This window comes from Synergistaceae bacterium (assembly GCA_017450125.1).
GTDB lineage: Bacteria > Synergistota > Synergistia > Synergistales > Aminobacteriaceae > JAFUXM01.
Map to the genome: position 1 here is coordinate 77102 of JAFSWZ010000017.1, position 22148 is coordinate 99249.

The 22148-nt window shown below is 55.9% G+C and carries 22 protein-coding genes; 7 read left to right on the forward strand and 15 right to left on the reverse strand.

Translation table 11 applies throughout. From position 1 onward, the window contains the following. Positions 1 to 23 precede the first annotated feature (23 nt). From IJT02_03830 to IJT02_03840, 3 genes are read right to left on the reverse strand one after another with little or no spacing between them, the layout of a single operon-like run. A complete protein-coding gene (locus IJT02_03830; GenBank protein MBQ7544053.1) occupies positions 24 to 554 on the reverse strand; it encodes a hypothetical protein in 531 nt (176 codons plus the stop codon). 31 nt (positions 555 to 585) lie between these two features. Further along, positions 586 to 891: a hypothetical protein gene (locus tag IJT02_03835; GenBank protein ID MBQ7544054.1), complete on the reverse strand. Its 306-nt coding sequence runs from the start codon at positions 889 to 891 to the stop codon at positions 586 to 588. Between the two features lie 21 nt (positions 892 to 912). Next, entirely contained in the window at positions 913 to 1260 is a 348-nt protein-coding gene (locus tag IJT02_03840; protein ID MBQ7544055.1) for a hypothetical protein, read from the reverse strand. A 97-nt stretch (positions 1261 to 1357) separates the two neighbouring features. Between IJT02_03840 and IJT02_03845 the strand changes: the two genes are divergently transcribed. From IJT02_03845 to IJT02_03855, 3 genes are all read left to right on the forward strand, one after another. Then, on the forward strand, positions 1358 to 2041 hold the full coding sequence (locus IJT02_03845) for a response regulator transcription factor (GenBank protein ID MBQ7544056.1): 684 nt from the start codon (positions 1358 to 1360) through the stop codon (positions 2039 to 2041). Then, positions 2031 to 3404, forward strand: coding sequence for a HAMP domain-containing histidine kinase (locus tag IJT02_03850; GenBank protein ID MBQ7544057.1), 1374 nt, complete (start codon positions 2031 to 2033; stop codon positions 3402 to 3404). Before IJT02_03845 ends, IJT02_03850 begins: the two co-directional genes overlap by 11 nt. Positions 3405 to 3485: 81 nt before the next feature. After that, entirely contained in the window at positions 3486 to 4559 is a 1074-nt protein-coding gene (locus tag IJT02_03855) for a nitronate monooxygenase (GenBank protein MBQ7544058.1), read from the forward strand. 58 nt (positions 4560 to 4617) lie between these two features. Here IJT02_03855 and IJT02_03860 read toward each other — a convergent pair whose 3' ends face one another. The 12 genes from IJT02_03860 to IJT02_03915 all read right to left on the reverse strand — a co-directional run bounded on the left by IJT02_03860 (position 4618) and on the right by IJT02_03915 (position 15845). Then, positions 4618 to 6177: a hypothetical protein gene (locus IJT02_03860; protein MBQ7544059.1), complete on the reverse strand. Its 1560-nt coding sequence runs from the start codon at positions 6175 to 6177 to the stop codon at positions 4618 to 4620. A gap of 260 nt (positions 6178 to 6437) precedes the next feature. Continuing rightward, positions 6438 to 6863: a RecX family transcriptional regulator gene (locus IJT02_03865; GenBank protein ID MBQ7544060.1), complete on the reverse strand. Its 426-nt coding sequence runs from the start codon at positions 6861 to 6863 to the stop codon at positions 6438 to 6440. Beyond that, the gene (recG, locus tag IJT02_03870) at positions 6860 to 8920 is read right to left on the reverse strand and encodes an ATP-dependent DNA helicase RecG (protein ID MBQ7544061.1); all 2061 of its coding nucleotides are present in this window, start codon (positions 8918 to 8920) and stop codon (positions 6860 to 6862) included. Before recG ends, IJT02_03865 begins: the two co-directional genes overlap by 4 nt. Beyond that, positions 8901 to 9689 (reverse strand): DivIVA domain-containing protein, encoded by a 789-nt coding sequence (locus tag IJT02_03875; protein ID MBQ7544062.1) that lies wholly within the window; start codon positions 9687 to 9689, stop codon positions 8901 to 8903. Before IJT02_03875 ends, recG begins: the two co-directional genes overlap by 20 nt. Then, positions 9686 to 10102 (reverse strand): cell division protein SepF, encoded by a 417-nt coding sequence (locus tag IJT02_03880; protein ID MBQ7544063.1) that lies wholly within the window; start codon positions 10100 to 10102, stop codon positions 9686 to 9688. Before IJT02_03880 ends, IJT02_03875 begins: the two co-directional genes overlap by 4 nt. 74 nt (positions 10103 to 10176) lie before the next feature. Further along, positions 10177 to 10860 carry a YggS family pyridoxal phosphate-dependent enzyme gene (locus IJT02_03885; protein ID MBQ7544064.1) on the reverse strand — a complete coding sequence of 228 codons (684 nt, stop codon included), beginning with the start codon at positions 10858 to 10860 and terminating at the stop codon, positions 10177 to 10179. Between the two features lie 7 nt (positions 10861 to 10867). After that, positions 10868 to 11806 (reverse strand): hypothetical protein, encoded by a 939-nt coding sequence (locus tag IJT02_03890; protein MBQ7544065.1) that lies wholly within the window; start codon positions 11804 to 11806, stop codon positions 10868 to 10870. Beyond that, positions 11803 to 12573 carry a GTP cyclohydrolase I FolE2 gene (locus tag IJT02_03895; protein MBQ7544066.1) on the reverse strand — a complete coding sequence of 257 codons (771 nt, stop codon included), beginning with the start codon at positions 12571 to 12573 and terminating at the stop codon, positions 11803 to 11805. Before IJT02_03895 ends, IJT02_03890 begins: the two co-directional genes overlap by 4 nt. Further along, the gene (queD, locus tag IJT02_03900; GenBank protein ID MBQ7544067.1) at positions 12570 to 12935 is read right to left on the reverse strand and encodes a 6-carboxytetrahydropterin synthase QueD; all 366 of its coding nucleotides are present in this window, start codon (positions 12933 to 12935) and stop codon (positions 12570 to 12572) included. Before queD ends, IJT02_03895 begins: the two co-directional genes overlap by 4 nt. Continuing rightward, positions 12936 to 13802, reverse strand: coding sequence for a lysophospholipid acyltransferase family protein (locus tag IJT02_03905; GenBank protein MBQ7544068.1), 867 nt, complete (start codon positions 13800 to 13802; stop codon positions 12936 to 12938). It abuts the gene before it with no gap. Further along, positions 13799 to 14569, reverse strand: a complete 771-nt coding sequence (locus tag IJT02_03910; protein ID MBQ7544069.1) for a hypothetical protein — start codon at positions 14567 to 14569, stop codon at positions 13799 to 13801. Before IJT02_03910 ends, IJT02_03905 begins: the two co-directional genes overlap by 4 nt. Beyond that, the gene (locus IJT02_03915; GenBank protein MBQ7544070.1) at positions 14562 to 15845 is read right to left on the reverse strand and encodes a tyrosine--tRNA ligase; all 1284 of its coding nucleotides are present in this window, start codon (positions 15843 to 15845) and stop codon (positions 14562 to 14564) included. The genes IJT02_03910 and IJT02_03915 overlap by 8 nt, the downstream gene beginning before the upstream one ends. Before the next feature lie 103 nt (positions 15846 to 15948). Between IJT02_03915 and IJT02_03920 the strand changes: the two genes are divergently transcribed. The 4 genes from IJT02_03920 to IJT02_03935 are packed head-to-tail and all read left to right on the forward strand — an operon-like array spanning position 15949 to position 22125. Beyond that, positions 15949 to 17898 (forward strand): lytic transglycosylase domain-containing protein, encoded by a 1950-nt coding sequence (locus IJT02_03920; protein MBQ7544071.1) that lies wholly within the window; start codon positions 15949 to 15951, stop codon positions 17896 to 17898. After that, on the forward strand, positions 17885 to 18907 hold the full coding sequence (gene tilS / locus IJT02_03925; GenBank protein ID MBQ7544072.1) for a tRNA lysidine(34) synthetase TilS: 1023 nt from the start codon (positions 17885 to 17887) through the stop codon (positions 18905 to 18907). The genes IJT02_03920 and tilS overlap by 14 nt, the downstream gene beginning before the upstream one ends. Beyond that, positions 18876 to 21359, forward strand: coding sequence for a hypothetical protein (locus tag IJT02_03930; GenBank protein MBQ7544073.1), 2484 nt, complete (start codon positions 18876 to 18878; stop codon positions 21357 to 21359). The genes tilS and IJT02_03930 overlap by 32 nt, the downstream gene beginning before the upstream one ends. 1 nt (position 21360) lies before the next feature. After that, positions 21361 to 22125 carry a GNAT family N-acetyltransferase gene (locus IJT02_03935; protein ID MBQ7544074.1) on the forward strand — a complete coding sequence of 255 codons (765 nt, stop codon included), beginning with the start codon at positions 21361 to 21363 and terminating at the stop codon, positions 22123 to 22125. The last annotated feature ends 23 nt before the right edge of the window (positions 22126 to 22148 follow it).

Genomic DNA, 22148 nt, shown 5'->3' on the forward strand with positions numbered 1-22148 from the left:
TGGGGGGATGATTGCTGCTGCGGTTACTCTGCGGGAGCTTCAGGAGCCGGTGCGGGGGGTGCAGGAGGTGCGGGCGGAACGTTGCGGTTGAGTTCCTGCTGTTTCCTGAAGGCCTCGATGCGGTCTATCTTCTTGCCGAACATCCAGAGCTCGACTTCCTGCTCTGCCTTCTTGAGCTGGCCGAAAATCTCGACAGCCTTTGCCCTGTCGATGGGCTGTGCTGAGAGTGCTGCTTCAAGGTCAATCCTCAGCTTTGCGGCCTCGACTGCCTTAGCTTTCACGTCTTCGGGCATGTCAGGAGCGAGCATCATTCCTCTGCGTCCTACGCAATGCCTGCCTCTGCCCTCGAACGGTGCTTCCCTTCCCGCCGCGAACTGCTGACGCTGGCCGGGCTGTCCCTGCTGGGGCTGTCCTTGCTGGGGCTGCTGCCACTGCTGAGCCTGAGGCGGAAGCCTGCGGGAATTGTCTCGTCCCTGACCTTTCGGCTGGGCAAACGCTGCTCCGGCAACGCACACTACACACACTACTGCTACGACTGCTAATACCTTCTTCATTACTGTATACCTCCTGTTGGTTTATCTGCTGTTATCTGCTTGGGGGCATCGGCGGCCTCTGCCCGTTGAAATCCTGCGGTGCTCTCCTGTCTCCCGAGTTCGGAGGCGGAGGCGGCATCCTTCTGTCTCTGCTCGCTGGCGGTCTCTGTCCGTTCGGCGGAGGGGGCATCCTGCGGTCTCTGCTCATCTCCGGCGGAGGCGGCATACGTCTGTCCTGCGAAACCAGAGGCGGCTTCCTGTCGTCCGGCCTTGCGGGCGGCTTCGCGGCGGCTAATGCTGTCCCGGAAACTGCCAGCACTCCAGCTGCTGCAAGCACCGCTATAACTTTACCCTTCATGTTCACGTTCTCCTTTCTGTCTTACCTGTGTGGCGGAGGGGGCGGCATGTGTCCTCTTCCGTGCGGTTCTCCGTGATGCGGAGGCGGGGGCATGTGGCCTCTTGGTCCGTAACCGTACTGCGGAGGCGGAGGCCTGTGGTCTCCCGGTCCGTAGCCGTACTGCGGGGGAGGCGGTCTGTGGTCTCCCGGCCCGTAACCTTGCGGAGGAGGCGGGGGCATGTCTCTGCCTCTGTCTTCGGGGGGTCTCCTGAATGCTACCTCCACGCTCTCTAACTCTATTCCTCCTGCATGAGCCGGAAGAGTTCCGTACATTACGCTTCCTACTGCGATTGCCGCTATTGCTATTACGTACTTCTTGGTTTTCGTCATTTCGTTCGACCTCCTTGCTTCAACGCTGATAGAATAATCCCGTTTTGTGAATGCAATGTGAAGTGAAAATGTGATTCTTGTGAAGGAGGATATATTCATGAAGCTGCTTATCGTTGAGGATGAAGCCTCAATCGCCGAAGTCCTCATCGCTTACGCAAAGCACGACGGCTTTGAGACTGCTTATGCTTCCGACGGGCTTGCTGCTCTGGAGATTTTCGCCCATGATGATATTGACCTCGTGATTCTTGACCTCATGCTACCCAAACTCTCGGGCGAGGAAGTCTGCAGGAGAATCCGCGAGAAGTCCTCAGTGCCGATCATCATGCTCACGGCCAAGACCAGCGAGTCCGACGTTGTTGAGGGGCTCGACTTGGGGGCTAATGACTACGTCGCAAAACCATTCAGCACACGAGTACTGATGGCACGTGTCAGGGCACAGCTCCGGCCAAGAGAAACGCGCGACAACATCGCCTCAGGAGTCTGCGCTGGCGGAAGGATAGAGATTGACCCGGAACGCGTCGAACTACGCAAAGACGGCGTACCTGTCCCAGTAACTAAGAGCGAGTTCCTTATCTTCTCGACGCTGGCTTCACGGCCTATCCGCACGTGGTCGCGCGAAGAGATAATAAGATCCGCGCTCGGTGATGACTATGACGGCTTCGACAGAACCATAGACACCTACATCAAGAACCTCCGCAAGAAGCTGGCAGAGCCCGGCCACGAAAACGGCTGGATAAAGACGATTTACGGCTTCGGCTACAGGTTCGACGATGATAAATAGATCCTTGCGCGCACACTTCTTAGGGCTGTACGTCATGCTTGCTGTGCTCTCGGGGATAGTTGTTCCGGCGTTAAGCGTGATGCTCAGCGTCCACACGTTCAGGCTGTACCAGATAAACCGGCGGCAGGCTGACCTCGAGAACTTAGGCGACTCGCTCTCTGCTCTGTATGCTGAAGAAGGCGGAGTCTGGAAGCGCAGGAGGGTGATGGACATTCTGCGTCCTGCTCCGCAGTGGGCGGGGATGACGATAACGCTGATTGACGGCAGGAACAGCGAGGTGTTCACGCTTCGCCCGATGATGCAGAACAATCACGGCGGGAGACGCTCGACACCTCCTGCTCCTGAACCTACAGCGTCAGAGACCGAACGCATCACCATCACGCTCCCGAAAAACATCGGCAGGCTGGAGATTGAGCGTCAGCTTCCGACGGGACGCTATGAGCAGTCGTTCATCTCCTACCTCACGCGCTACAACCTGTGCGGTGCGTTAATCATGATTGCCGCCGCGTGTACTCTGGGCTGGTTCGTTGCGGGAAGGCTGAGCCGTCCTGTGATACGTGCAATCGAGCGCACGAAGAGCATTGCGCGCGGGGAATACGGCGCGGACGAGCCGGAACACAGCATCGGCATCAGGGAGCTTGACGCACTCACTCGTGGTGTCGAGGACTTAGGGAGGTCTCTTGCGGGTCAGGAGAAGCTGAGACGACGGCTGATGGTTGACGTTGCCCACGAGCTGAGGACTCCGCTGACGGTTACGAGGACGCAGATTGAGGCCATCACGGACGGAATACTCGAGCCCACGCCCGAGAGATTAACCCTGTGCGTGAACGAGATGCAGAGGCTGGCTGACCTCATCGGGAATATCGACGTGCTGACGAGGCTTGAGGGGGAAACTCTCACGATTCACACGGAGAGCACGGACATGAAGAAGTTTCTTGAGCCGGTGATGGAGTCTTTCAGGCCGCTGTTCGGCAAGGCAGGGATAGAGCTTTCGGCAGAGCTTGAGGGCGAGTGCACTTGCGAGGTTGACCGTGAGAAGTTCCGGCACGTAATCGACAACCTCCTGAGCAACGCACTGCGCTACACTGACGAAGGCGGAAAGGTCAGCGTGAAGCTCCGGCGCGGGGGTGAGAACGTAATCATCTCAGTGAAGGATACGGGCATCGGCATAGCGGAGAAAGACCTGCCCAACATCTTCGAGCGTTTCTACAGGGCGGACGAGTCGAGGACGCGCGTTACGGGAGGCAGCGGCGTGGGGCTGGCAATCGTGAAGGCGGCGGTTGAGGCGCACGGCGGGAAGATAAGCGTTGAGAGCACTAAGGGAGAAGGGAGCTGCTTCACTATCACGCTCAAACAAGCCTAAAAGCTCATAAGGATTAAGGCGGTGCGTGATATACTTCAACAACTTATCATCACAATCAAGGAGTGTACGTGTCAGGTGAAAATGTCTGTACCTGTTTTGAGAATAGGGAAATACCAGCCTCGTTATCCTCTTATTCAGGGCGGGATGGGAGTCGATATATCCGGCCCTAACTTGGCGGGGCATGTTGCGAAGTGCGGAGCGATAGGCACAATAGCCAGCGTAGGTATTGCGCACAATTCTCCTCTGTTCTCTGTCGAGGCGCACAATTATTTTGACGTAAACGAGATAGTTATCAGGGAAGCTGTCGCGAAGGCGAAGAGCATTGCAGGCCCTGAAGGGATAATCGCGGTGAACTGCATGGTGGCTCTGACGGACTATGACAGGCAGGTGCGTTCGTCGGCTGAAGGAGGGGCGAACATAATCATCTCTGGTGCGGGACTGCCCTTGAGACTGCCGGACTACACGAAGGATTTTCCTGATGTCGCGCTTGTGCCGATAGTGAGTTCTGCGAAGGCCGCGAGCCTCATCACCCGGCACTGGGAGAAAAAGTATCACCGTGTGCCTGATGCGTTCGTCGTGGAAGAGCCTGCGACTGCGGGCGGGCATCTGGGAGCAATGACAATCGAGCAGGTTTACGACCCTGCGCTGCGTCTGGAGAACGCTGTTCCCGACGTGGTGAGGTATGTTGCCGAAGAGATGAAGAGCGACATTCCCGTGATAGCCGCCGGAGGAATCTGGGACAGGTCGGATCTCGAGAGAGTCTTTGCGCTCGGAGCTAAGGGCGTGCAGATGGGGACGCGTTTTGCGTGTACGGTCGAGGGCGATGCGTCGGACAGGTTCAAACAGGCGTACATCGACGCGAAGGAAGAGGACGTAGTTCTGATTCACAGCCCAGCAGGACTGCCGGGAAGGGCGATAAAGAATCCGTTTGTGGCCAAGTACCTTGAAGGCGAGGTTGAGAGCAAGCCATGTTTCGCGAACTGCCTGACGCACTGCCGGTACAGGAAGACAAGGGAGACGTTCTGCATTGCGGCGGCACTTGTTGACGCGCAGGTCGGGAACTGGGAGACGGGGCTGTTCTTCTGCGGGAGCAACGTCGTGAAGGTGAACAAGGTCGAACGTGTTGCGGACATTATTGCCGAGCTGTTCGAGTAAGCGGGAAAAAATTATCCCCCTGCCTCTGAGTGAGACGGGGGGATTTGTTGTTAAGACGTTATGATTGTTTCCGTGCGGCCAGCAAGAGCACCAGCACAGCAAAGCCCGCGAGGTTTAACGTTGAAGTACAGCCGCCGCTGCCGCCGCTTGACCCGGTTTCGAGTGGGCTGGGCTTGGCGAGGTAGAGGCTGAAAGGTTGTCCTTCCTTGAGGAAGCCGTCCATGAGTAACTCGCGCGATTCGAAGGAAGTAATCTTGTCGCCTGTCATGTTGAGTATTTCCCATGCGTTTAACAGCTCGCTTACGATTGGCGCGCTGGCATCGTCATCAGATTCGTTGAGGCCGTAGAACTTGTAGTCGCTGATGTTTTTGTCCTTAAGCAGTCCGTACAGTTCATCATCGAACTTAATCTTGAACACGTACCATCCTTCTTGGTCGACAGAAAGAGTGTTGAGCTTGCCGACTAGTTCGCTGCCGTCGTTCTTGACGTATTCGAGCATGGTCTGTGTGGGCTCCTGCTGGGGCGTGATGTTTGCGGAGGTGAGAATGTTGAGCCGGGACACGTCGACATTAACGGCTTGGGCTGCCTTCTCGAGTATGTCCGGCGCGAGTTCAACGGGCTGGATTGTGCCGGGCGGGAGCTGTGATGTTGTGGGCTGGTCGTAACTAACAGGGTCGGGCGTTGTGGAGCCGCTACCTGCTTCAGGATACTGGGGCGGCCAAGTGTTGCCAGACAAATTTACTTTTGAATCTGAGACTCCTATTATTCCGCCTTTCCAGCTTGCCTGCCCCTCGAGTACAGCATGAGACGTACAATTTGTGATTGAACTTGTACTAAAAACTGCAGTACCCATACCGGCAATACCACCGATATACCCGGGATACATGTTCTGAGTACTCTGCTGAACATTACAGTTTATGATTACTCCTTCAGAAGTTGTGCAGTTCTCTATATGCCCATCAGCCAACAGAGCCACGATTCCTCCTGCATTTGCGCTTGTCTCTCCTGAAACATTAATTTTTCCGCTGAATGTGCAATTCTTCACAACAGCTTTGTTTTCAGAAGAAGCGAAAGCTGACGGCGTAATGTGACCTACTATGCCGCCTACCGCATCCCTTCCCTCAACAGTCCCAGTGAAGCTGCAGTTTTCTATAGTGCCGCTCTGCAAGGCTAAGACAATTCCTGCTGCTTGCGACGAATCTTCATCGCGAACACTGCCTGTAACCTTGAGATTCCTTATAGCAACGTTATCAGTGCTTACAACTGCAAATATAGCGGCTGTGCTGCCTATACTTTGAGTATGCGTAATATTTACTTTCACCGTGTGATTCTGTCCGTCAAGGTGGCCGTAAAAGGAAGTGGCATCGTTCATGTCAGATTCTGCCGAAAGGTCTAAATCCACAGTGAGCTTGTAGTACTTGCTACCATCTGAATACCTGTCAGAGCGCACACTAGATCTCTCCCTCATCAGCATAAAGTCTTCAACGGAGTCAATCACATACGCCGTCTCCCAACTGTCCCCATCATTGCCTTCGTCGTAGTACGCCGCAAAAGCAGGAACGCACCACAACACCCCGAGCGCAATCACGCCCAGCAACACCGCAAAACCTTTCCTCATAACTACCTACCTCCTGTGTGAATACAATAAATGCACCAAGCCCACAGCATTCCACAAACGCCCTCGAACTCAGCGCATAACCCTAAATAAGCACACAACTACTGATTACCTTTGCCCTGCACTGTGTTATAATTTACGCAGGATAAGGTAAGTGGCACACAACCACAAAAGTCATGTGCTTAATGGTATTTTCGCAAATGTAATTATAGCACAAAAAAGCCTTGTCCTAGTTTTTTGTGTATACGAATCTTCCGTCCCAGTTACTCGGAATTTCTCTGCTCCACCGCAGAACGTACCGCCCGACTCGTGAAGCCCCTGCTCATTAACCGTGAAGTTATCTTCCTCTCCTCAACTCCTGAAGCCCGCCACGACTCCGCAAGCTCCCGCGCCCTCTCTCCTTCGTCCTCTACCTCGTCAAGTGCATCGTCAATGTCCGCCCGTGAGACTCCCCGTGCAGAAAGTTCGTGCGCAATCTTCAGGTTTCCCCACTGCAGATGCCCGTCCGCAAACAGCCTCGCAAACGCTTCATCGTCCACCAGCCCCATGCTCTCCGCCTCAGCCATCAGCGCGTCAACCGCCTCAGCAGGTGCGTGTGCCCTCTCCAGAAACCCCAGAGCCTGCCGCCGCGTACTTGGCCGCCGTAGAAGCGTGCTGAACAGCCCTTCCCTCAGTTCCTCGAACGTCATGATGTCGCCGCCAGTTCCAGAACCCCGCCGAGCCGTCGCAGTATCTCCCGCTTAAGCAGTGGTTCAGAGTTTAACTCGGGGTCTTCATCGAGGAGAGACTGTGCTTCCTTGCGCGCGAGCGTCAGAATCTTCTCGTCCCTCACAAGGTCAGCCACACGGAAATCTGTAACCCCGTGCTGTCTCGTCCCGCAGATCTCTCCCGCACCTCTCTGCCGCAAGTCCATTTCCGCAAGCTCGAAGCCGTCCGTCGTCGAAACCATCGCTTCAACCCTCGCACGTCCCTCGTCCGTAATGTCCGTGTTCTCGAGCAGTACGCACGTGCTCGCCGCCTCCCCTCTTCCTACGCGCCCCCTCAGCTGGTGAAGCTGCGCAAGCCCGAACTGTCCCGCGTCCTCAATCACTATCATTGTTGCGTTCGGGACATCTACGCCGACTTCAATCACCACCGTAGCGACGAGCACATCTATATTCCCGGCGGAAAAGTCATTCATGATTTCTGCCTTCTCGTTTACGGGCAGACGGCCGTGAATTGCCGCTATCCTCATTTCCGGCAAGAGGCTTCGCAGACGTTCGCAAGTATCGTTCACAGAGGCAAGGTCTCTTTCTCCCTCGTCGATAAGAGGGCAGACCCAGTACACCTGCTCTCCGCGCGAAACATGCTCACGAATCATCTTCGGGACTTTGCGGAACTCCGCAGGACTGAGAGAGATTGTGCGTATCTTCTGCCGTCCCGGAGGAAGCTCGTTAAGCACAGAGACTCCTAAGTCGCCGTAAACTGACAGGATTAACGTTCGCGGGATTGGTGTTGCGGTCATTGCCAGAACGTGGGGAGCTTTGCCCTTCGAGATTAACGCCCCGCGCTGAAGGACTCCGAACCTGTGCTGTTCGTCGACGATAACCAGCGCGAGGTTCAGGAAGTCGACATCCTCAGAGAAGACCGCGTGAGTGCCCACAACTATATTCACGTTCCCGCAGTAAATCTCGTCGAGTAGTCTTTTGCGCTCGGAGGCTCTCAGGCTTCCGGTCAAGAGCGCGACTTTCAGGCCTAAGGGTTCGAGGAGCTTCGAGAGCTTGAGGTAGTGCTGTGTTGCGAGAATCTCAGTAGGTGCCATGAATGCCGCCTGTGCACCCGAATCACACGCCGCAAGCATCGCAATCACCGCAACAATCGTTTTCCCCGAGCCCACGTCGCCTTGAAGCAGCCTGTTCATCGGGCGTGGCTTCTCCATGTCGTCGAGAATCTCTGTGCCCGCTATCCTCTGTGCATCCGTCAGCGCAAACGGCAGGTTGTCCATGAACGCCTTGAACTTTTCACCGGCAGTGAGGGGCTGTGCCTGCGACTGTCCTTCCTCAGAGTTCCGGCGCATTATCACTCCAGCCTGCAGAAGGTAGAACTCGTCGAATGATAACCTGTTGCGCGCCTTCACGAATGACATTTCATCGTCGGGGCGGTGTATCTTCATCACGGCATCACGGAGGCTCATCATTCCGTAACGCTTCAAGACTCTCTGAGGCAGAAACTCTTTCAGGCAGTCTTCAGAGTACAGATCCAGTGCAAGGTCAACGAATTTCTTGATTGCCCTCTGCGTGAGGTCTGCAGTGCCGGGATAGATGGGAAAGATTTTGCCGATGAGCGAGGGTACTGCTCCTCTCTTGAGAATCTCGAACTCAGGGTGAGTGAAGTGAGGCACTATGTATTTGTCGCTCAATGTCCCGTAAACAGCAAGCCGCATACCCTTGCGCACAAAGCTGCCTATCTTGTCGGTGAACCACACAACTTCCGCTGTGCCCGTGCTGTCCTCGAGGAGGGCTTCTGTTCTTCCGCCGCCGGTCTGTATGTCGCTGACCGCCGCAACAGCACAGTCCACGCTTCCCGGCACAAGCGAGGCTAAGGGCTTGGGGTTGCGCCTGTCCTCGTAGCGTCGGGGCATGAAGAAGAACATATCCTCGAGCGTGCAGACCCCCAGCCGCGAGAATGCTTCGGCTTTCTTCGGGCCCAGACCCTCAAGGATTGTTACGGGTGAAGTGAGCTGTACGTTACTGCTGTTCTTCGTCAACTGCGGGCGTGCTGTCCTCAGGCATTACGGCGATTTCTTCGGCGGGAAGAGAAGGTTCGGGAACGTCGTCAAAGTCTTCCTGCGCAGTCTCGATTATCTTCCCGAAGTCCAGCAGAAGTGCCACAGTGTCCTTCAGGAACTGCTGCTTCCTCAGGCTCAGGAACTGTATCTCCTTCTGGTACTCGGCGGCTTCCTGCTGAGTGTCGGCGAGAAGTCTGCGGGCTTCCGCACGTGCTGAGGCCAAGATCGCCTGAGCTTCCTCCTCTGCCTGCTGCCTCAACGCGGCTATCTCCTGCTCGAGTGCGGCACGGGTCTGCTCGGCCTTGTCGCGCTTCTCCTTCGAGGCCTGCATGATTTCGGCGGCGGAGATTCTGGCCTCTGAGAGTATGTCCGTCGAGCGTCTCTCTGCCTCGTCGACACGCGCCTGAACCGTCGCATCTGCTTCGGCGATGATTCGGGCGGCTTCAGCCTGAGCTTCGGCGATTATCGCGTCGTGCTCGGACTGCGCTTTGTCCTCCATCTCCTTCGCGGCCTGACGTGCCTGAATCAATGCGTCCTTGATTGCGTCGGTCATCTCTTCCTGCTTCTTGGCGTAGGCTTCGAGCTCTGCGATGCGGGCATCCTTCTCGTCTAGCTGTATCGCGTAGGCCTCGAGGTCATCCGCAATCTGATTCAGAAAGTCCTCCACCTCAGGCACAGAATATCCGCCGAAACGTGCCTTCTTAAAGACTTTTACCTCAACGTCTTTCGCAGTCAGGAGATCGCTCATTCGATGTCGCTCCCTTCCGGCCAGGTCTCGTACATGTCGGCTCTGGGAGTAAGGAGGTACTGAGCGGGCTCGATGAAGTTCACCTTTCCGCCCCGAGAGAACGCTATCCCTCCCATGAAGGTGATGAAGTCCTTGCCGCTCTCCTCAAACTCGCGCTGGTCAAATTCGTTGAGGTCTATCAGAATCATTGCGCCCTCGTTGAAGGCATCGCGAAGACGGAGCTTGTCCGCGTCGGACGCTACTCCCTTGTAGCGAACGAGCCTGCCGGATGCGCTGGGGTTGCCCTGCGAAGGTGAACGCGTGCTCTTGGCCGGAGATTTTCTGCTGGATGTACGTCTGTCTTCCTGGTAGCTTTCGTCGTCGTCGTAATCGTCGTCATCACTCTCGAACCCGAAAAACTTCATTATGTTCAAGAATAACCGCCTCCCTAGTGAAAATTATTGTCTCTATGGATGGGATAAATATATCATGAAATCACTAATATTGCTTAGTGCTTGGTGTAATCTCTCTCGCCGAACAGCAGAGTACCGATCCGCACCATCGTGCTGCCCTCAGCTATTGCCGCCTCAAAGTCCCCGCTCATTCCCATTGAGAGCACCGGCAAGGCGAGTCCCGTTGATGCTCTGGCCTTCTCCGCGAGCTCGCGAAGTTCTGCGAACGCACAGCGAATCTCCCTCTCGGTGTCGGTTATCGGCCCTACGGTCATAAGTCCGTCAAGCCTGAGGTTCGGTAGGGTTATCACTTTGTCCGCAAGCCGCAAAAAACCTTCTGGCTCAACTCCCGACTTGCTGGCCTCACCCGACGTGTTCACCTCAATAAGCACGGGCATGACCTTGTGAAGTTCTCCGGCTATCCTGTCGACACGTTCAGCGAGCTCGATGCTGTCGATGCTGTCGATGCTGTCGAAGAGCTCGACTGCTTTGCGCGCTTTGTTCGCCTGAAGATGCCCGATAAGCCGCCACTGAAGACGCGAAGCCCCGTAAACCTTCCTCTTGGCCTCCGCCTCCTGAACTCTGTTCTCGCCGAAAAAGTCCACGCACGAGAAATTTTCTGCCTCATGCATCTCCTCGACAGTGCGGGTCTTGCTCACCGCAACAAAGCTGACCTTGTCCGTCCGTCCCGCTTTCGATGCTGCTTCAAGTATCCTGCCGTAAATTTCGTCTGCATTCATCAATCTATCACCATATCCTGAATTTATCGTCCCCAAGATTCTGGCTCAGGCTGTCGGCATTCAGTATGAGCTTGCTTCCCGGCTCTATGCCCTTCTCGATGAAGAAATTGTCATCGTCGGAAGGAAATCCCTCCACGACTCTGAGTTCGGGAGTGTTGCCCTGCACGACAAAGACCATGTTCTTGCCGTTCTTGGTTATCACCGCAGTGTCCGGCACCATGACACCCTTCTGCACGTCGGTAATCACGCTCGCAGTGAACGCCCTCGACCTCACAACTTCCGGCGGGAAAAACGGAAGCCGCAGGTACAGCTTGAGCTTCTGCCCTGAAGACTTTTTCGCCACAACTTCAGCCTTCCTGTCCTTGCCGTCAAACTCTGTGCGGACGCGAATCGTGGCATTGGTGGTGCTGCTCAGCGCGCGTTCAAGCGATGGGGTTTTGTCGAGGTAGGCGATGCACCGCAGGATCTGAGGCTGCGGAATGAGCTTGCCGATCGGGTCTCCGCGTGAAAGCCGCGTGCCGTTCTCGATGAGCGACGCATCACTGAACTCCGGGAACGGCGCGAAGTCCGGCCAAAGTTTCGGGTAAACCCAGCTGCCTTCCTGCCCGTCAAGAGCAGGGTAGAAGTATGCCGGGTACGGAGCTTTCACCCCAACGCCGTCGAGTGCCGCGATTATCTCGCCTTTTGCGGCAATGTGCGGGCGCGGTGAAGGGTAGTTGAGTATTCCGTCCTGCGGAGCATAGATGAGCTGTTCGTCCCACAAAAGGATGCCCTCAAGGGGCTGCTCCTCGTTGTAGTTGATGGTTACTGCCTCGATTATCTGCGGGTGCGCCATGCTGTAGTTCTCGAACCACGCGCGGTAGACCTTGTAGCCCATTATACCGATGAGCATTATCACTCCGTACATGGTGAGACGGAGCGGAAGATTGTTGCGCCTCCTGCTCAACGCTTGTCCCTCTCGATCTCCGCAAACGCGTCGTGCCCGTGAATGCTCTCGTAGCTCGTAACGTTTACCCTGTACCACAGGATTCGGTTCTCTGCGTCGAGCCTCACTGCGAGTTCCCGGAGCACGTCCTCAACGAATCGCGGCCTGCTGTAAGCCAGCTCGGTGATGTACTTCTCGTCCTCACGCTTCAGTAGGGTGTAGAGGGGTGCAGAAGCCGAAGCCTCAATCATCTCTATCATCTCCTCAAACCACAACAGCCCCTCGCACCTAACGGAGAGTTCTACGAGTGCGCGCTGGTTGTGTGCTCCGTTGTCGGAAATCTCCTTTGAGCACGGGCACAGGGTCTGGACGTTGAGGCCGAGTGTTATGACCATGTCGAAAGTCTCTGCGTAGCTCGCCTGAAGGGTGATGTCGCACTTGCTGAAGCTCTCTATGCCGGAGATCGGCGCGTGCTTTCGGAAGTAGTAGGGGAAGGCGAAGGACACGGAGCTTTCTGAGGCGTTGAGCTTCTCGCAGAGTCGGCGGGTGAAGGCTTCGAGGTTCGAGGGGGAAACTCTGCCCCTGTACTCCTCGAGGGTCTCGATGAAGCGGCTCATGTGCGTGCCTCTGTACTCGCGCGGGAGCATTACGCTCATTGAGACGGAAGCAATCGTGCTCTGGGTTCTGTTGTCGTGGTCGAGGGCGGTTATGGGGTAGGAGACGTTCTTCACGCCCACGCGGTCGATCTGGATGCTGCGGGAGTCGCGTTCGTTCTGTACGTCCTTCATGACACGTCAGAAGCCCTCACAGTTACGCAGCTCGAAGCAGTCTCCCACACGCTGACTTCATACAGCCCGCAGTTCTCCCGCTTCACGCTCTCCGCAAGTTCCCGCCACACCCACACGGCTATATTCTCCGCGCTCGGCTGGGGAAGAATGTCGTTGATATACGCGTGGTCAAGACGCGAGAGCACCTTCTCCTTCACGATCTGCTTCAGCTCTATGAAGTCCATAATCATCCCTTCAGCGTCGGGCTGTCCCTCAAGAGTTACCCTCAGCCTGTATGTGTGCCCGTGAAGACGCTCGCACTTCCCGTGATAGTGCACGAGGTTGTGTGCCGCGTCAAACGTGAAATCCTTGCTGAGTAACATTTACGGCCTCCATCTCTTGTGAAGCCAGAACCACAGCTCCGGCCTCTTCCGTATGAATCTCTCTATCGCCAAGTTGCACTCAAGAACTATCGCTCTCATCCGCTCGTCGTGATTTAGTTTCGCGTCCGGCATCTTCACCGGCTCGAAGAACTCTACCTCGTGCGAGAACGGAGCATCACGGTAAATGCACACCGGCACTATCGGTACTCCCGACAGCATTGCCATCACCGCAGGGCCAGGCATGTTTGTCGCGTCCTTGCCCATGAACGGAACCGTCACCTGTCCTATTCCGGCAATGTCGTTCAGCAGGGCAATGTGCGCGCCGCCTTTCAGGAGATGCGCAAACTTCATCACTGATGATTCTTTGGGGATGAAGTCAACCATGAACCGCCGCCTCATCTCCTCGATGTAGCGCGAAATGTCCGGGTCATGCTGTTCCTGCGAGATTATCGAGAGCTTGTGCCCGTGCTGGAGTGCGTATTGTGCGTACCACGCAGAAAGAAGCTCCCAGTTCCCGAAATGCCCGGACAAAAAGATTGCTCCCTTCTTGCGGGCTATGAGGTCATCGGCAATCTCCTGATTGTGCACTTTCTTCACCCACTCGAACGCCTGCGACGGGTCGCGCTGGAGAACCAGAAGCTCCGTAACCGTCCACGCTATGTTCTCGTAGACTTGGCCGCGAATGTCCTTCCGCCACTGCGCCGGACTGTCGGGGTAACCTATCTTGAGGTTGTCGTCAATAACTTTCGCGCGCGGGTGAATCAGCTTCAGCAGGCCGGAGAAGAAGGAAGCAGTAATTTTCCCGCGCAGTCCCGTAGACGCGAAGGCCTCAAACAGCTTCAGTGCTCTGACTGCGGCCTTGCTCATTGCGCAATAACCTTCCTGTATAACGTTATCAGCGAGTCCGTGCACCTCTCGTGCGAACGCCGGGACTTCAGGAAGTGCCGTGCAGACATCGCTACGTGCCGTCCTCTTTCGCCGAGCCCCTGACGTATGATTTTAGGGAGGTCGTCTTCTCCGTTCATCACAAAATATCCGTCCGGGCCAAGTATCTCTTCGAGGTAGCCGCTCTTTTCCGACGCAATCGCAAGCCCCCTCATCGTGAGGATTCCTGCTCTCATTGCTTCGCGCGGGCCGGTGTGGTTGGTGATGTATACCCCGCTCAACGCCTCAGGCCTGAGAATCTGCTGTCCTATGTCGAGAACCTCATAGTCTCCCTCAGGGACTTTCCGCCCGTCCCGCACAAACACCGCACGTTTGCCCTCACCGCCGGAAGTGCTAAGCGGGTCGAACACCGGGAAGATTACCGACTCGCCGGTCTTCGCGCCCTCGCTGAAGAACCGCGAAGGCCACCCGCCCCATTTGTCGCCGTCAAGCAGTGTGTGAACAGTCCGCGAGTGAAGCCGCACTATCCTCCACCAGAAAGGTGCTCTCCCGAACAAGTGCCAGATTTCTTTGCGCGCAAAAATATTCTTCACGCGTTCGGTAAGGGGCTTGAAGGAGGAGTCTTTTGCGCTGATTACGTTAAGGTCTATATCCTTCGAATGACTGCGCAGAGCCGCCGCCATGTCCTTGATGACCTGCGCGAGAATGTCGCTAACCGACGACGATATGTACCAGTTGAGGCTATGCATCGCTGAACTCTGCCATCTGGAACTTCTTGCGGCCGATTCTGATGAAGGCGTACTTTCCGCCCACCAGTGCACCGCGCTCGAGGACTGCCTTCTCGTCCGTAATCCTTGCGCCGTTCACGGACACTCCGCCCTGACGTATCGCCCTCTTGGCCTCGCCGTTGGACTCGCACGCGCCGGACGCGGACAGCACCCCGACGACTCCCGCAGGGAACTCCGCACCCTTAATCTCCGTGAATGGAACTTCCTGCATGAGCATCCTGCATGTCTCTTCGCTGACCTGTGAGAAGTCTATCTTAGGGTTGAACAGAATCTCGCTGGCGGTTACGACACTCTTTGCCGTCTCCTCGCCGTGAACTGTCGACGTAACTTCGAGGGCTAACCTCTTCTGTGCAGTGCGCCTTTCGGGAGCTGAGTTGTGCTCTGCCATGATTGATGCGATTTCCTCAACTGGAATGAACGTGTAGAGTTTCAGGAGTTTTTCCACATCCCTATCGTCCGTGTTGAACCAGAACTGGTAGAACTTGTACGGGCTGGTCTTCTCCGGGTCAAGCCAGACTGCTCCGGCCTCTGTCTTCCCGAACTTTGTGCCGCTTGACGTGAGCAGGAGGGGCTGTGTGAGGCCGAAAACCTCATTTCCCGATGTACGGCGTATGTAGTCAGAACCGGCTAACAGGTTGCCCTGCTGGTCGTTGCCTCCCATCTGGAGACGGCATCCGTAATGCTCATTGAGGTACTTGAAGTCCATTGCCTGAAGCAGAACGTACGAAAACTCGGTGTAGCTGATTCCCTTCTCGGGGTCTTCGAGTCGCGAACGTATATATTCACGGGCTATGAGGTTGTTGATGGAGAAATATTTTCCGACATCGTGAAGAACCTCAAGGAATGTCATTTTGCTCAGCCAGTCGTAATTATTGAGGAGAAGTGCGGAGTTTTTCCCGCAGTCGAAATCCAAGAACTTAGCGAGCTGTTTCTTCACGCCCTCTATGTTGTGCATCACGGCTTCAACGGTGATTAGGTTGCGCTCCTTGCTCTTGCCCGACGGGTCGCCGATTAACCCCGTTCCTCCTCCGGCCAGAGCGATGGGACGATGCCCGAGCCTCTGAAGCCATCCCAGTGCCATCAACGGGATCAAGTGCCCGACGTGAAGGCTGTCTGCTGTCGGGTCAAAGCCCACGTAGGCAGTAACCATCTCTTCATTCATGACCTGAGAGAGCCTCTCTTCATTTGTGCACCACTCGAAATATCCGCGTTCCCTCAGAACGTCAAACGCATTCATAGTTTCAGCAAAACTCTCCTATACATAAAATAATCGTGAATGACGGTTATTATATAATACCCGTTAAAAATCAACCCCAATTCATAACGAGGAGCAAGACTGAATGACGAGACGAATAATTTTGTGCACAGTGATATTTATGCTGGTGCTCACATCATCTTCACATGCCGCACAGAACCTCAGAGACCTTTTCTGGGCTCGCAACTGGCCGCTGATGGAGCAGCAGTACAAGTCGCAGAAGGTCAAGACCGCCCGCGACCATGCACTGATGGCAAACGCGTACAGGTTTCAAGAGAGGTGGCAGGAGGCAGTGAGCATCGTTGAGGCACAGAGCAAGAATTTTCCTGCGGGAGTGAAGCCCTATGCTGACATGATGAGGGTTCTTGGTTATGAGAGGCTTGGGCAGACGCAGAAAGCACTCACCATATCAGAGAGCCTCTACAAGAACGCGCCCGCAGACCTGAAGTATTACGTTGCACTTGCGCAGTACCGGCTGTACAACCTCAAGGGAGACACGAGGAACACCATCAACGCCCTGATCCGTATGCTCTCGAACGCCAACACTGACGAGCGCAAAATCTACACACTGAAGCTGTTAGTTCCATTGTCGCGCAAAGCAGAGCACGCGCTGCAGCTCCTTGACCTTCAGGCGGGAAGCAAGGAGGCCGCAGAAGTCCTCTCCGGCATCGGCAAGCCCGGCAACAACATACGGGTTGCTATGGGAGTGTACCAGCACACTGCAGGCAACAATCAGGCAGCTCTTGAGTGGCTGAACGGTGCGACGGGCAGGAAGGCTCAATATTACCGTGCGTGGGCAAATTCGCGGCTCAAGAACAACGACGCGGCACTGAACCTTTGGGGAAGCCTAGCAATCAGCGGGAACAGTTACGCGGGAAGTTCCGTAACGAGAATCGCGAACCTCGCGAAGGACAAAGGCATGAGGGAGAAGAGCATTAACGTCCTCGAACGCATCGCCAGAGAACGGCGGGGCAGTGTTCAGGCACGTGCTCTGCAGGCTCTCGTGAATCTCTACGGCAAGGCCAACACGAAGCGCAGGGACGAGCTCGAGGCGCAGATACTGCGTTCATTCCCGAATACAAATTACGCGCAGAATGTCTTGTGGTCGCGGGCATGGAGGAACATTGACGCAGGGAACTTTGCGGAGGCTGTGAAACTGTTCCGGCAGAGCGATGCTCCGGGTGTCCCCGCGTACAAGAGGGCGCGTATTCTCTACTGGTTAGAGTTCGCGCAGAGGAAGGCAGGACAGACAGGCGAGGCTGATGCGACGCTGGCACTTCTCCGCAGAAAATATCCCCTCACGATTTACGGGCTTATTTCCGGCGCAGAAATACGAATCGTTGACGGGCTTAACCCTGACCTTAACCTAAAGCCGTCGGAACTTGAGGAGTTCGGGTTCATCAACAACGCGTATATTCGCCTCTCACGTCCGAAGGCGAGCACGAGGGAGCTTTACCGCGCAATATACCTTTCACGCTGGCTGGGACTCGAGGACAGTTACCAGGCGGCACGGCAGATAGAGAACCTCATGACTTCACGGCCTGTGCTCTACCGTCAGGACCTCGAGGCACTTTACCCGAGACCCTACAGGGCGACAGTTGAGGCGGCGGCGAAACAGTACGGAACGGAGAGTAATTTTGTGTGGGCGATAATGCGTCAGGAGAGCGCGTTCAAACCCGATGCACGGAGTTACGTCGGAGCGGCGGGGCTGATGCAGTTCATGCCCGCAACGGCCAGAGAGGAAGCCAAACGTGCCGGGCTCTCTACCTACGACCTGTACAACCCTTCCGACAGCATCAGGCTGGGAGCGTCTCACCTTGCGACGCTGGGGAAGAGCTTCGCGCGTCCTGAATACGTCATGGCGGCATACAACGCAGGCTCAGGCAATGCCCGCAAGTGGCTGAAGGACGGAGGAGACAGGCTGGACCTTGCGCACTTCATCGAACGTGTAACTTTCACGGAGACGAACGGCTACGTCCAGAGGGTCAGCGCGAACCTCGAGATATACCGTCGGCTGTACAATGTCAGAAAGTAGAGCAGTGCCCTTCAGGCTCTCGGATTACGTTCTGAGGGAAGCATTCACTACTGCCGGAACGCGTCAGGGCTGGCTTGATGCACCGAAGATTATTGCTGCGTTTTCAGGCGGAGGCGATTCGTCGGCTCTGCTGTGGATGTGCGCAAAGTTTTTCGGTGGGAAGGTTGTTGCCCTGCACGTTAATCACGGCATCAGGGGCGCGGAATCAGACGCGGACGAGGAATTTTCCCGTGAGTTCGCGGAGAGACTCGGTGCTGAGTTCGTGAGCGTGAGGGTTGACGTTCCGGCATCGAGGCTGAAGGGCGAGTCCTTAGAGGCGGCGGCACGTCGGCTTAGGCGTGAAGCTCTGTGCAACGCGGCCAAGAGAACGAACATCAGCACAGTTCTTCTCGGACACAACAGGGATGACCTCGCAGAAACAGTACTCTTCAACCTTCTTCGCGGGACGGGAATACGCGGGGCGGTCGGCATCACTGAGATGACGGAGACAGACGGCGTGAAGTTCTGTCGTCCTCTGCTGGGGATGCGGAGAGAGTTTCTGCGTGAGGTTCTCAGAGCCAGAGGGCTGGAATGGCGTGAAGACAGCACCAACAGCGACGACAATTACACCCGTAACTACATACGCAACACACTTATTCCGACGATTGCGGAACACATAAACTCTTCAGCGGTAGAACACCTCGCACAGTTCGGGGAGGACATGAGGCAGGTACGCGAAGCTGAGGACGAACGAAGCCGTGAGCTCTTTGCGGCAACAAGCGCAGATGCTTCGTCTCTGGACTGGCGGAAGCTTAGGGAGATGGACGCGGATAGTGTAGCTCTGGTTATTCGCGAGGCAGGGAGACGGCGAGGGCTAAGGACGTTATCACGCGCTGTGTGCACGGAACTTGCTGGGCTCATCCTCAAAGGAGAAGGTTTCGTGTTCCAGTGGTGCGGAGAAGTAACGATACAGGGCAGGAAAGGCAGAATAACGATACATGACGATAGAGGAACTAACAGCGCAGTTTGAGGAGGTACGCCGGCTTCTTGAGCACAAGGCCGAAGAATTGCGCTTGCAGGAACACTTGAAGGACATTGACGCGAAACGCACGGACTGGGAGCGGAAAACCTCGCTGTTCGTGCCCTCGCGCCAGAGGCTGGAACGCGGAGGCAGAGCCCTTGAGCTCGGAGAAGCCTACGAGGCCATCAAGGACATGCGCGTTCAGCGGGACAGGGCAAAAGTACGTCAGGCCGCCTTACGCGACGACATGGCAGAAGCCCGCACAGCACTGCACAACGCAGAAGAAGCCCTCGCACTCATCGAGGCAGAGTTCCGCGAGAAACTCTCCGAGCAGACGAAGTTAGCCGGAACAGCACAGAGGGTCAAGGCACTCGACGAACAGACTGCTGACCGTCAGGAAGCAGCTATTCAGGCGCGCAAAGACTTTGAGGAAGCAGAACAGAGGCTCAAGGAGTGTTCAGCACGCGCGGACGCGGAACAGAAAGCTCTCGAGAAGATAGAAGTTGCTCTGCGTGAGGCACGGAAATTCCTGCAGGTTCATGCGGTTGACGAGAAGCTCGGCACTGGCCTTGCGGGAATACAGAAATGTTTTGCCATGTACGAGCAGGCAGAGGAGAAACGTGCTGCACTGAAAGACGCGTGGGCAAAAGCACTGCAGAAGAAGCAGGCCGCTCAAGGAGTCCTCAACGACAGGACGGCGATGCTGGCGGAAGTGAATCACCGCTACACCGTCATCGAGAAGGGCTACACGAGGGCGCGGGCATTCTACGAGAGCACGTTGAAGGGCAAGAGCATAACCGAGTGGCGGGAAATCTGCGAGCGCAGCATCAAACGTCTTGCGGAACTCGACGAACTCTACCGAAAGTATCAGGAGCTCCGGGACCTAGAGGCGAAGCTCAAGAACCTGCAGGACACGAAGCTGCGTATTCAGCAGGAGACACGAAGCCTGAACATCCGTGATGTCGAACAGTCGGGAAAGATTCAGGAGATGCAGGAGGAAGTGGCCAAGCTGGAGAAACGCGTCGCACTCCTTCACAGGATAGAGGACTTAGACGCTGTAAGAGAGCTTCTGCAGGACGGAGCACCCTGCCCGTTGTGCGGCTCAATGACTCACCCCTACACTTCGGGAGCACTTGTTCCTGACCCTGAGGAAGTCCGCAGCAACCTTCAGGAGGCACAGAGGGAGCTCGACGAACTTCGCGACGAGATAACTACGCGCCAGAGCAGGACAGGCCGCCTCAACGACGAAGTAGCGTCAATCATGAAGGACGAGGCAGACCTCCGCACGAAGATCAACGAGCTCAACGCAGACATCTCATCGCGTGTATCACTTCTTGGTCTGAGCATGTCGACGGGAATATCACCCTTCGAGGAGATTGACCGCGCGAGGCAGAAGACCAGAGACTCATTGCAGCTTGCCCGCAACGCCGCAGACACTGCCGAAGCCGCAGAACGCGACATGAGAGCCGCCGCCGACGAACTCGACAAGATTCGCGAAACACGCTCGGAGGTTGCGAAGTTTCACCAGGACGCGCTGTTTGCCCTGCAGTCGGAGAAGTCCGGCGAGGAACAGCTCAGCGGAGAGTGCAAGACGCAGGAAGAGATAGTGCACAGCCTGAAACGCGAGCTGCTGGCACAGATACTTCCTTACGGCTACAAGGCACTTCCCGACAAGAACCCCGCATCAATCGTTGAGGCACTGACCCAAAGGCTGGAGGCGTGGCAGGACGGCGCAAAGAGGTGCGACGAGCTTGAACGCGAGCTCTCCGTAGCCCGAACGAAGATGAACGCCCTCAAGAAGGAGCGCGAGAACCTCCGGCAGAGGCGCGAGGAACTTGCCTCACGCTTGAAGGCAGTCGAGGCAGAACGGGACAGCGTGAAACAGCAGAGAATCATCCTGTTTGAGGCACGGAGTCCTGATGCAGAGCAGGAGAGGATGTCGAAGGCCGTCGAGGCACTCAGGGCACAGCTCGCGGAACGCCGGGAGACCCGCAACGAGAAGGCGGCGGTTCTGGACAGGATACAGACTGACGTTCACACGCTCGAAACGGAGATGGCGCGCGGGCGAGAGGAACTGCAGAAACACGAGATAGACTTCAGCAAGAAGCTGCTGGCACTGGGCTTCAGGAACGAGGACGATTACGCGGCGGCACTGCTTACCCCCGACGAACGCAGAGACCTTCAGGCCAAGTCGAGGGAGCTTGCACAGGCGGACTTTGACCTTACGGCGGAACGTGAGAACACGCGCGCTGAAATTCTGCGTCTTCAGGCTGAGGCTCTCAGCACCGACACGCTCGAACTCACTGCACGGCTCAAGATGTTGAAGGCGGCCTACGACGAAGCCAGAACTCACGCCGTCAACGACACTGCGGATGCTTCATTGAGGGAGAAGCTCTCTGATGAGATTATTCCCGAACTAAAAGAATTAATGCTAACATGTGGACTTGAGGAGGTATTCTGACATGAAGGATGCAAACATTAAGGATGTAATATGGAGTGAATTGCGATTCTTTCAGGAAAAGCTGTCTGAACTCAGCGTGAGCAAGACTATCGCTCTTGGATCCGGCTTATGCGTGTCGGTTGGGTCGTACTCCGAGAACTGGGTATATTTACCAGAGCCGGTCGATTCAGAAGACTACGTGTCTGATGCTGTGATGTTCTTCGACACGCTCGGTGAAACGTTCGTGTGGCCTCTGTACGAAGGGAGCGGTGAAGTTCTGGAGAGGGGAGGCGTGAATTACGTCGGGGATCTTATGGCGATGAGCATTGACCCGAAGGATATGGATACTTCGCACGCAAACGAAAGGGCAACGTGCGAACGTGTTGCTTCACTTGAGGAAGCGAGAATCTGGGCAGATGTTGCGTGGCGTTCGTTCGGAGGAGACGACAATGTTCCTGAGGATTACTGCCGGTTCATTGAGGCAGTGTTTCGTGAAAGCAAGGATTTATCCCTGCACTTGGCCAGACTTGACGGCGAGCCGGCAGGTACTATTATGCTGACGCACCAGCCCGATGTCGTGGGAGCGTACTACGGCGGGACACTGCCGAATATGAGGCGGAAGGGAATAGCCGCTGCGACAATGAAGGAGGCCAGCCGGATTGCCGGCACGAGGAGGATAGTCCATCAGTCAACACCTATGGGGCTGAAATTCTACCAGAGCGTAGGCTTTAAAGAACTATTCGCTATCCCGGTGTACTCGACGGACAAGGAGATACTGCTGTCATAGGCCACAAAAATACCCCCCGTGTG